Here is a 10,793-nt window from a genome sequence, read left to right on the forward strand (position 1 = left end):
AATAAAAATTTTCTGAGGGAATTTCCAATTTGGTGTTTCCAAAAATGAAAACCCCCTACCGAAAAGTAGGAGGAATTCAATATTGATGGTTCAAGCAAAGTCTTGAACCATCTACCTCGGCGAATGCCGAGAGGCTATTATCATATAGTTAAGGAGGTAAAATAAAATTATGGTTGAATAAGTGCAACCGTAAGGCAAGGGAAAATCAGAAACAAGAAACCTTTATCGAGTTGAAACCGACATCGTCTAAGGAAGGTCCGATCATTATAAAGATCGGAGGGGTTTCCATCAAGCATTGCTGAATTAATGTTAAAGGAGAGAGCTTGAAAATGCGCACTGTGAGCATTATTCTAAGTATTCTTGCCATAATAGGGTATCTATATGGCGCATATAGTCATATAAACAACCTCATTTATGCTGGATTGATCTGTACAATTGGAGCCGTTATTTTCAAGAGATCGAGCATAAAACACCAAAAATAAAGGAAATGCTTAAATAGCGGGGGGAATAGGGGTTGACCGAATTAGCAATTTGCACAGACAGTCTTTGCAAGAGATTCGGATCTCTTCATGCAGTAGAAAACTTATCTCTACAAGTGCCTTCCGGAATTGTTTTCGGTTTTTTGGGACCCAATGGGGCGGGAAAAACTACTACAATAAGGCTTCTCCTGGATCTTCTATGTCCAGATCAGGGAACAGCCGAGGTACTCGGATTTAATACCCATAAAGACGGCCAACTGATTCGAGAATTTTGCGGAGTTCTATTAGAACATGATGGTTTATATGAACGTCTAAGCGCGGAGGACAACCTGGAGCTATATGGCAAAATATACCGTCTGTCCAAGGCGGAGCGCAGCAGCCGCATACGGGAGCTCTTGACTCACATAAATCTTTGGGAACGGCGAACAGAAAAGATTGGTGGCTGGAGTTACGGAATGAAGAAGAAGTTAGCTGTAGCCAGAGCTCTTATCCATCATCCCCGTCTGGTTTTTTTAGACGAACCAACAGCAGGCTTAGACCCTATAGCTGCAGCTTCTTTGCGCGATGACCTTTCCAAGTTGGTTAGAAATGATGGTGCTACGGTATTTCTTACTACACACAACTTGGCGGAAGTAGAAAAGCTGTGTAACAGGGTTGCGGTCATTAATGAAGGTAAGTTGGTCGCATCAGGTACTCCTTATGAATTGGAGTCCACCGTTAATGTTCAACAAGTAGAGGTAATGGGTCTTTGTTTTGATCAGACCGTCATAAATCTCTTGAGTGAGCGTCCCGAGGTAAAGGAAGTTCATTTAAACCAAGAGGGCTGCCTACAGTTACTAGTGAACAGTGAGGTAAAAATTGCTCCTTTGGTTCGCTTGTTGGTGGAAGCTGGCGCCCAAGTAGAAGAGGTGCGAAAAAATAGGCCCGATCTAGAACAGGTATTTCTAAACCTTGTGTCGGAGGGAAAAGCAATAAAAAAGTTAACGAGGTTTAATAAATTATGATACACGACATTTTAACAATTTTTTGGAAGGAATGGAAAGAAATAAAAGAGCTCATCTGGCAAAGAGGCAGTGGCCGTGGATCGGGATTACGTCTCGTTGCTGTTTTTGGAATAGTAGGTGGCTATTTGCCATGGCAATTTGGCATTATGTGGATTGAATCACCATTACCAGTTATATACGGGGCTTTTTATTCTATTTTTATGGTTACTTCGATAATCGTAGACTGTTTTGCTGGGGAAAGAGAACGACACACCCTTGAAACCTTATTGGCCAGCCGAATTCCCGATTACGCGATCTTATTAGGGAAGCTAACTGCCACTATAAGCTATGGAATGTGTTTTGTCTTAATTATAGAAATAATAGGGTTATTTGCTGCCAACTTAAACGTAAATAGCGGTATGTTTGTTAACTATTCTGCGCAAACGATGTTAAGCATCTTGTTGATAAGCTTTTTTGGTTCCTGGCTGATGGCAGAAATTGGACTCTTTTTGTCTTTAAGAGCATCAACAGTGCGCCAAGTTACACAAAACCTAAATACTGGAATAATGGTAGCGTTTTTAGTAGCAAATTTCGGCTTTACTGCTCTCCCTAAAACATGGAAAGAGACAATATTGCATGTGTTTAACATAAATGATGGGCAAGCGATTATGTATGTTATAGCCATAATTCTTTTAGTGATTGATGTAATAATTTTATTTCTGACAACTGATACCTTCAAACTGGAGAAGCTAGCCATTGAACATCGCTAAAATATTTGAAGTAATGGATAAATTATTATTACTGGTTGTTTTTTGCAAGTTAATTTTCCCGAAAGTTGCGAAATGATTGTTGAAGAATATACCGGCAGTTAACAGCAGTATAATTGTATTTTATAACCATCTTAAGGATTCGCTAACGCTCACCCAACGGGCAAGTCCTTGATATAGTTACGAAATACAATTTTTTTCGACAACCAATACCACAAGAAGGGTTTATAAGCCGTGGGATTGAACTCCGAGAGTGGCCTATTTCGCCTAAGACCGCTTCTGAATAATAGCAAAGCGCTTTTTGTAATCCTCTACAGCTTGCTGAAAGTTGACACTCTCATTGTAGAAATTTCAGGATAAATAGAAGGAAATAATTGCTTATATGTGGAAATAAGTAGTTGAATTACTAAATTACGGAGGTATGTTATGGAAAAAACAAAGATGTCAATCGCGAAGAGATTTGGGAAGGTCATTATTTCTCCAGGTAAGGCTTTTGCTGACATTGTCGAGAATCCCCGGATTTTATGGCCGGGCTTAGTCATTATCGTTATCAACCTAGCGTTAACTCTTTTAGTCATGTCGGAGACTAAAGCATTTACCGAGCAGTTGCTACTTGCTCGTGGGATGAGCCAAGATCAGATTGCGTCGGCAATGAAATTTGTGCTACCGGGGGAAATTGCTTCGTCAATATTCACTTTTCCTTTGATCTGGTTGGTTATGGCGGTTATCCTTGCTTTTTACAATCAATTAAGTGTTGGTGAGGCTCATTTTAAACAATTATACTCAGTAGCTGTTTTTGCCTGGATACCATCAGTCATAAAAGCTTTGATCTTTACCGGGCTAATCAAAACCATGGGATATAAAGCTGCCTTACAGGTCAGCACTAGTCTGGCAATATTCTTAGGGAACACAGATACTTCCAGTTTTCTATATCGTCTGATGAAAAATATAGATCTATTCAATATCTGGGGATTGATTCTACTTATTATGGGTGGATCTATCGCCATGAAAAAGAAGCCTAAAGGGCTGGCTTTATTCATGGGAGCGATTTGGTTGGTTTACGTGGTTGTCGTGTCCTTGCTTATAAAAACCCCGGTAGTATAAACAAGAAGTAGTATCAGTATTAGGTAATGAGTTTATGTGAAAAGATGCATTACCTAAAGTTTAAGAGAAAATAGATCATTGTTAGGGACTAAGAGGAGTGAAAGTATTGACAGAGCAGGTATCATCTGGTTTGATACCCAGCGGAGTGCCCAGAAAGTCTACTTCATTTAAGAAAAAATTAGTGATCACTGGGGCGATTCTGTTGGTTTTAGTTATGGTAGTTTTAAATATCTACCGTATTAATAATAAAGATGTAATACCGGTGTCGGTATCCCGGGTGAGTGAGAAGCATCTGATTGAAAAGGTGCCGGCTTCAGGTAATGTTGTAGCAGATGATAGCGAAAGCGTTTTAAGTCAAGTCAGCGGGACTGTCAAAGACATACGTGTGAAAATGGGAGACAAAGTGACAGACGGTCAGGTCTTAATGGAATTGTATATTCCCGATGCGGAACAGAAACTGGCTAAAGCCAAGTCAGAGCTGGCTTCGGCAGAATTGGCGTTATACCAAGCGCGCTCCGGTGGACAAACTGCGGACGAGGTTTCTGCCCAGTCGGCGTTGATTCAGGCTGAAAATATATACAACCAAGATAAGAATAAATTGGAGCGCAAGCAGGTTTTGTACCGGAATGGGGCAGTGGCTCAGGATGACCTGGAAAAAGCTCAGGTTGATTTCAATAACAGCAAGGCAGCTTATGATAAAGCCCAAGCTGATTTGCAGCGGGCTCAGGATGCAGCGCCAGCTTACCTGCAATCGTTGCAGGCGGCGGTTGACTCGTCCAGACAAGAGCTGGAATTAGTGGAAAAGCAAACTGCTCAACAGGAATTGATTTGTCCCCGTGATGGACAACTTTTATCCCTTAAGGTTAAACGGGGAGATAAAATCAGCGTGAACACACCGTTATTGACGATTGGGAACCTTGCCGCCCTCAGTATCTATGCCGATGTGCCCGAAAGCGAAGCGGGAAAGATTAAGGTAGGTCAAACGGCGGAGATTAGCGGCAACGCTTTTCAGGGGGATAAGTACCAAGGGGGGGTTACTCAGGTGGGGATGGAGGTAGGGACCAAGGCAATGAAAAACCAGGTTGAGGCTGCCTTCTTGCCTATTATTGTAAGTGTGGAGGGAGCTACCCGTTTGCTTCCAGGTTATAACGTGGATCTGGAAATTACTACTTCTGACAGTCAGGCTTTGGTGGTGCCCATTGAATCTCTGGTAATTAAGGATAACGGAGACAGTGTCTATATCATTAAAGATGGGGTGGCCAAGCTCACCCAAGTAAAGACCGGGATTAGCGATGGCATTACGGTGGAAATCTTAGGTGGGGTGGAGGAAAACGACCAAGTTATAACTAACCCTGGTCAACTCCAAGACGGAAGCAAGGTTCGCATAAAATGATCATAATAAAGGACTTGGTTAAAACCTATAACACTGGCACTACCAAGGTAGAGGCGCTAAAAGATGTCAATATTACTGTCAATGATGGGGAGTTTATCGCGGTGATGGGACCATCAGGTTCAGGTAAATCGACACTGATGAATATCCTTGGCCTATTGGATTATCCTACAGCAGGAAGTTATCTGCTGGATGGAGTTGATACACGGAGCATGGATGAACGTCAGCTTGCAGCTTTGCGCAACGGCAAGCTTGGTTTTGTTTTTCAAAGTTTTAATCTCTTGCCTCGGCTTAATACACAGCGAAATGTTGAGCTGCCGCTCTTTTATGCCGGGGTGGACAGAAAAAAACGACAAACGTTGGCAGCCGCAGCACTGGAACGGGTAGGCTTGATCAGTCGTGCCAGTCACCATCCCAATGAGTTGTCAGGAGGACAGAAACAGCGGGTGGCTATCGCCCGAGCGATAATAAACAATCCCAGACTTCTGCTGGCGGATGAGCCAACCGGTAATCTTGACAGTGCTTCCAGCTATGAAATCATGTCTTTGTTTCAGGAATTACACCGCCAGGGCAGCACCATCATTTTGGTAACGCACGAGCCGGAAATTGCACGCCATGCCCAACAAATTGTCCATTTTCGGGATGGCCGAATACGCAATAGTGAAAAAGTGGATCAGCCGTTAAACGCACGGCATCTGCTGGAGGATTGGCTGCAGCAAGGAGGCATGGTATGAAGATTACCGAAATGATTGGGGGAGCTCTCGAAGGAATTCGGGTGAATAAGCTACGTTCTACCCTGACAATGTTGGGTATGATCATCGGAGTGATGGCGGTCATTGTCATCGTCACCCTTGGGCAAAGCCTGAATAAACAAGTATCGCAGACAGTAGAAGGAATGGGGGCCAACAGTTTTGCCTTAATGCCAATAGCTAATGACAACGGGCAAATAGGCAAGCTGACATTGGATGACTGTAACCTACTTAAAAATTCCGTTGACAGCATTGATTTTGTGATTCCCGTTAAGTATTTACCATATCCGTCATCATTGCAAACCATACGCAAGAAGGAACCCAGTATGCTCATTGGAACTAACTCTGACTATCCGAAAGTGGACCAAGCAGGATTCAGCCAAGGGAGATTCTTTAGCGAGTCGGAAAACCAGATGGCCCGCAGAGTAGCGGTAATCAGCCAAACCGTGGCAGATGATCTGTTTGGTCCCGGCAGTGTGGCAGTTGGAAGAACATTGCGCATTAACAACATTTCTTTTCAAGTTTGTGGGGTGACTAAACCTGTAGCATCTTTCCTAGGTTCACAGCAGTCTCAAACCTTTATCCCGATAAATACACTGTTAGAAATAAGTGATTATCAGGAAATTCAAAAAGCGATGGTGCGTGTAAAGAAAAGCGATCAATTAAAGGCTGCCACCGTTCAGAGCGTTAGTATTCTTGAGATGCGACATGCGGCGAAGAAAGGATACAAGGCTCAGACCAATGAACAGATGATGGAGCAGTTCAGCTCAATCCTTACGATTATCACTTCGGTTTTCGGTGCCTTGGCTGGGATTGCCTTGCTGGTTGGTGGAATCGGTATAATGAATATAATGCTTGTTTCTGTGGTCGAACGCACTCGGGAAATCGGACTGCGGATGGCTATCGGAGCGCGACGCAGCGACATTCTGATCCAATTCCTGGTAGAATCTGCTACCATTTCCGCGATTGGTGGAGGCATAGGTACTTTGCTCGGTATAGGGATAGGAGCGATTATCTCCACAGTATTAAAAATGCCGGTCGTTATCTCACTTGGGACCATCCTGTTTGCTTTTTGTTTTTCTTCGGGTATCGGTATATTATTTGGTCTTTACCCGGCCAACCGGGCCGCTAAACTAGATCCCATCGATGCCTTGCGTTACGAATAAACTGTGATTATTTTTTTCGGTAAAAGGTTACCGCCATCTTCGCCCAAAGCAACCGGAAGTAATTTATCAGATGATTAATGGAGACAGCAGCGGCTCTGGCTACCCGGTTGAGAAGATGCGGGATGCGTTTTAGGACCCCCTGGACAACCCATAACCGGCGGTATTCTAGGTTGGAAAAGTTGGAGAAACAACGGAGGGAGAGAAAAAGTGAATTTTTCATCCAAACGTGACATGTGGCTTGGTCTCCTAATATGGATTCCTATGTTATGTGCAGTTGTTCTAACAGGATGGATAGCATTAGACCAAGGTCAGTTCGATCCGACGAGTACATTAATTGTTATACCAACTGTGGCATTTATCGCATGGATTTGGTTTGGAACAGGATATCAAGTGACGGACGATGAGCTAAAGATTAAATGTGGTCCTATTCGCCAGACGGTCCCTTTAAGGGAAATAACAAAAATAGAAAGTACAAGAAATCCAATATCCTCGCCGGCCCTATCACTAGACAGGTTGGAGATTAAATACGGGGAGGGTAAAATTGCGATAATTTCTCCACAAAATAAAGAAGAATTTATCAACCTAATAACGGAGAAAAGCCAAATGGCGAAAGCTGATGGTAATAGTAAGAAACTGGATGGTACAAGTAGGAAAAGAACGATAACAATCATTGGAGTTGTAGCAATTATCATGGTTTTAATTCTCGGTAATGCAGGTAGACTCATTTATTTCGGTAGTAAGCCGGCTGAGTATACCATTCAGGACGGCACTTTAAAAATTAGTGGAGAATATGGAGAAGAAATTAAGCTCTCAGATATAGTTGATATCTCGATACAAGACCAGATTCCTGAAATTCAGCTTAGAACGAATGGTTCTGCTCTAGGGAGCAAATTGAAGGGCTATTTCAAAATAAAGGGGATTGGAAAGGCAAAATTATTTGTCGATACGAAAAAGCCCCCCTTCATTTTTATAAATGTAAAGTCTGGCTTACGGATCGTGAATACCGACGAACCAAGCGAAACAGAACAACTTTACGGTCAATTATTAGAAGCTTGGGAAAAGAATACTACGCCAAATTAGATTCAATTGAGTGGGTGCGATTTTTTACTTAGGCTATTGGCGGAGTCATAAGGATTATCAAATCTAAGTGCTCCTGTCCTGAATACCGAGAGCATAAGTCCGATCAGCGCCATATTTACCACCGTCGCCGTCTTCCCATAGGTGATGAAAGGTAATGTACCGGCAAAAAGGATCGGAAAACCCAGATTGCATATTATGTAGGCAATGGTCTGAAAGGTGAACGTGAGCAACACAGCAGTGGAAATAAACAACCCAAGGATACTTGCTTTTTTGAAAGCAAGATAAAAGCCGCGAACAATGAAGGCGGTTAGCACGGTAACAATTACGAAAAAGGCTATCCAGCCAAACCTGTGTGTCAGATATGCAAGCAAATATCTCTCGTCATAACTGAACGGAAGGACATTGTAAAGCGTAGGATCACCTTGTCCGAACAGCTTTGAGCTACGGAGAAGCGCCTTTACCAAGTTCGGAAGATAGTATCCCCCTATGCTACCGAACCAGCGTGTGATGTACTCGATATGTGTGAGTATCACTGCCAATACCCCAGCTAATGCCGACAAATTTGTAAGTATAAGCCCCAATGCAGACTTGGAACAAAACCATTCTTTCGCGATTGCAATGTTCAACATGATCAGACAGGATAGGAACACTAGCAATGCTTCTGACCAAAGCGATCCCACAAAGGCAATACCAGAGAGAACAAATGCGGCGATCAAACTTAACGCGATTCCCCAATAGCCTTTTTTCCTCTGAATATAAATAAAGGCGGCATACGCGATTGGCAACAGCAAAACAACGTAATATAGATATAGGGGTGCGCCTTTAACGCGAGGTGATAAAACAAAAGTTACCAGGGCCGAAAAGATAATTAGGGCTTGGGTGAGTTTGGGGTATTTCCCAATTAACGAAAAATCAAAAAAGTAGACAGCCGTCATACAGACCACGCCAATAGCAACCGCCAATAGAGAGCTGGGCAGCAGGGGTTGGCCGAATTCGTTAACGGGAGAGACAAACATGCGGATGGCAAGGCCGATCAAAAGGGCAGCAGCTATAAGTATCAGCATGCTCCACTCAGGTTTCGGACGATGCGTACGGTCAAGCGCCGAGCCGATCTCCAATGGGTCACCCATCTGAAGAAGCGCTTTTTCGGTTGCTTCGTCGGGCTCCATGCCGCTGGATATGTAGCTTTGAATCTGATCGTCAATGTGGTTTTCTATTTCTCTGGCGATGACCGGACGGACCCTTTTCCATCTGACCTGGTTGCAAACCTCGTTAATATATGCGCTTATACTTTCATGAGAAGGCATAACCAGCGCCACCTCTCTTTAATACCTTGTTTACCGCGTCAGAATAGGCATTCCATTCAGCCTGCTTCTCGTGTAAAAGTCGCCGGCCTTTAGAAGTCAAATTGTAATACTTCCTCACCCGCGCGCTGTCGGTGGTTCCTTCGTAAGAGCTTAACATTCCTTGTTTCTCAAGGCCGTGCAGGATAGGATAGAGAGTTCCTGCCTTTAGACTAAAGGTATTGTCCGATCGCTTAGCAAGTACTTCGATCATTTGGTAGCCGTACATGTCCTCTTTTTCAAGCAGTTTCAAGACCAGCATAGTTGTGCTGCTAGCAAGCAGACTTTTGTTGACCTGCATATGGCTCACTCCCCAAATATATAGATTATCGATATATATTATATATCGATAATCTATATATAACAAGTATTTTCCGGTTATTTACTTAATGTTGAATAACCCCGCGTAATCCCTTTAAGGAGTTTCTTATATCCATATAATAATAAAAGTTCGTTTAAAAGTTAGCTGTTACAGGTATATGGACAATAGGAAAAAGAATCCCAAAAACGAAATGAAGAATATATTAGAGAGGGAGGTGGAGATCATAATGCCTAACTCTTTAACGCCCCAAGTGCCCCGTGTGTACAAAGTACAGCCGGGCGATTCCCTTTATAAAATTGCCAAGAAATTTGGTACTACTGTCAAATCGTTAAAGACAGCGAACAAATTGACGAGTGACATAATCAATATTGGACAGATCTTAAAAATTCCTTCCTTAACACTACCGGAAGGTATTTACCGTATAGGAAGCACGGGTCCACAGGTAAAAGCTTTACAAAGCGTACTGGTTTCTTTTGGTTTTAGTATAAAAGTTGATGGAATATACGGCTCGAAGACTGCTAGCGTAATTCTACAACTTCAACAGAAGTCTCCCCCTATCAAAGCGGATGGAATCTATGGTCCGAAAACAAAAGCATCTTTACAAACTCTCATCGATATTAATTTTCACCTAGTTTCTAATCCTACAGACCTATTAGTTTTAGTTAATAGGGCGAATGGTTTGCCAGCTGAATATATCCCATCGAAGCTGGTAATCCCTAATATTCCATTTTCCTTTGAGGGGTATGATCCCAAAAAACAGATGAGACTAGAAGCAGCTCAGGCTTTGGAACAACTTTTTGCTAAAGCTAAACAAGATAATATATCAATCCTGGGGGTTTCTGGATACCGTTCTTATCAGCGCCAAGCTCAGATCTATGCAACAAATATGGAAATTTCTCCGACTAAGGCTCAGTTTAGTGCCCCTCCAGGCGGCAGTGAACACCAGACAGGCTTGTCAATGGACGTCACTTCTGCTTCTAACAATTATCAACTATCACAGTCCTTCGCGCTTACTCCAGAGGGTCAATGGTTAACACAAAATGCACCAGCCTTTGGCTTTATTATTCGCTATCCACAGGGCAAAGAAAATATTACCGGTTATCAGGCTGAACCCTGGCATATACGTTATCTTGGAACACAAGTTGCTCAATTGATCACCCAACAAGGACTGACGCTTGAAGAGTATCTAGGCAAATAGTTAATAACTTCAGGCGACTTACTATTGATAGAGAATCACATGCATTAACTCGAACAAGCTCTGATTCGTCTTTTAACAACCTAATAAGTATATTTTTCGAAACCCGGGAATCTGAAAATACCAAAAATCCTGCCACCCTTGCTTTTATCTCTTCTTTCCCGTTATTAGACAAGTTAAAGGGGTCAACGATAGCAACATAAGTAATAGCTTAT

General features: G+C 42.7%; 10 protein-coding genes. 8 read left to right on the top strand and 2 right to left on the bottom strand.

The genetic code is table 11. The features are described from left to right. Nucleotides 1–514 precede the first annotated feature (514 nt). From VB077_RS00205 to VB077_RS00235, 7 genes are all read left to right on the top strand, one after another. A complete protein-coding gene (locus VB077_RS00205; RefSeq protein ID WP_323413188.1) occupies nt 515–1,483 on the top strand; it encodes an ABC transporter ATP-binding protein in 969 nt (322 codons plus the stop codon). Further along, the gene (locus tag VB077_RS00210; protein ID WP_323413189.1) at nt 1,480–2,232 is read left to right on the top strand and encodes an ABC transporter permease; all 753 of its coding nucleotides are present in this window, start codon (nt 1,480–1,482) and stop codon (nt 2,230–2,232) included. The genes VB077_RS00205 and VB077_RS00210 overlap by 4 nt, the downstream gene beginning before the upstream one ends. A gap of 423 nt (nt 2,233–2,655) precedes the next feature. Beyond that, nucleotides 2,656–3,333 (top strand): Yip1 family protein, encoded by a 678-nt coding sequence (locus tag VB077_RS00215; RefSeq protein WP_323413190.1) that lies wholly within the window; start codon nt 2,656–2,658, stop codon nt 3,331–3,333. Between the two features lie 106 nt (nt 3,334–3,439). Beyond that, nucleotides 3,440–4,726 (top strand): efflux RND transporter periplasmic adaptor subunit, encoded by a 1,287-nt coding sequence (locus VB077_RS00220; protein ID WP_323413191.1) that lies wholly within the window; start codon nt 3,440–3,442, stop codon nt 4,724–4,726. Continuing rightward, entirely contained in the window at nt 4,723–5,457 is a 735-nt protein-coding gene (locus tag VB077_RS00225) for an ABC transporter ATP-binding protein (RefSeq protein WP_323413192.1), read from the top strand. The genes VB077_RS00220 and VB077_RS00225 overlap by 4 nt, the downstream gene beginning before the upstream one ends. Then, entirely contained in the window at nt 5,454–6,638 is a 1,185-nt protein-coding gene (locus VB077_RS00230; RefSeq protein ID WP_323413193.1) for an ABC transporter permease, read from the top strand. The genes VB077_RS00225 and VB077_RS00230 overlap by 4 nt, the downstream gene beginning before the upstream one ends. A 207-nt stretch (nt 6,639–6,845) precedes the next feature. Further along, on the top strand, nt 6,846–7,718 hold the full coding sequence (locus VB077_RS00235) for a PH domain-containing protein (RefSeq protein ID WP_323413194.1): 873 nt from the start codon (nt 6,846–6,848) through the stop codon (nt 7,716–7,718). Nucleotides 7,719–7,720: 2 nt separating this feature from the next. On the opposite strand, the gene VB077_RS00240 is transcribed toward VB077_RS00235, so the two are convergent. Both VB077_RS00240 and VB077_RS00245 read right to left on the bottom strand, forming a co-directional pair. Further along, the gene (locus tag VB077_RS00240) at nt 7,721–9,025 is read right to left on the bottom strand and encodes a permease prefix domain 1-containing protein (RefSeq protein ID WP_323413195.1); all 1,305 of its coding nucleotides are present in this window, start codon (nt 9,023–9,025) and stop codon (nt 7,721–7,723) included. Beyond that, nucleotides 9,012–9,362: a PadR family transcriptional regulator gene (locus VB077_RS00245; RefSeq protein ID WP_323413196.1), complete on the bottom strand. Its 351-nt coding sequence runs from the start codon at nt 9,360–9,362 to the stop codon at nt 9,012–9,014. The genes VB077_RS00240 and VB077_RS00245 overlap by 14 nt, the downstream gene beginning before the upstream one ends. Nucleotides 9,363–9,609: 247 nt before the next feature. Between VB077_RS00245 and VB077_RS00250 the strand changes: the two genes are divergently transcribed. Next, complete coding sequence (locus VB077_RS00250) at nt 9,610–10,581, top strand: D-alanyl-D-alanine carboxypeptidase family protein (protein WP_323413197.1); 972 nt, start codon at nt 9,610–9,612, stop codon at nt 10,579–10,581. Nucleotides 10,582–10,793 lie beyond the last annotated feature (212 nt).

It is taken from the genome of Desulfitobacterium sp. (assembly GCF_034927245.1).
In the GTDB taxonomy this organism is placed as follows: Bacteria; Bacillota; Desulfitobacteriia; order Desulfitobacteriales; family Desulfitobacteriaceae; genus Desulfitobacterium_A.

What these genes read in the sequence shown, in the direction of transcription:
- VB077_RS00215 (WP_323413190.1), top strand. Translation starts at nt 2,656, where the DNA reads ATGGAAAAAACAAAGATGTCAATCGCGAAGAGATTTGGGAAGGTCATT.
- VB077_RS00240 (WP_323413195.1), bottom strand. Translation starts at nt 9,025, where the DNA reads ATGCCTTCTCATGAAAGTATAAGCGCATATATTAACGAGGTTTGCAAC.
- VB077_RS00225 (WP_323413192.1), top strand. Translation starts at nt 4,723, where the DNA reads ATGATCATAATAAAGGACTTGGTTAAAACCTATAACACTGGCACTACC.
- VB077_RS00210 (WP_323413189.1), top strand. Translation starts at nt 1,480, where the DNA reads ATGATACACGACATTTTAACAATTTTTTGGAAGGAATGGAAAGAAATA.
- VB077_RS00245 (WP_323413196.1), bottom strand. Translation starts at nt 9,362, where the DNA reads ATGCAGGTCAACAAAAGTCTGCTTGCTAGCAGCACAACTATGCTGGTC.
- VB077_RS00230 (WP_323413193.1), top strand. Translation starts at nt 5,454, where the DNA reads ATGAAGATTACCGAAATGATTGGGGGAGCTCTCGAAGGAATTCGGGTG.
- VB077_RS00250 (WP_323413197.1), top strand. Translation starts at nt 9,610, where the DNA reads ATGCCTAACTCTTTAACGCCCCAAGTGCCCCGTGTGTACAAAGTACAG.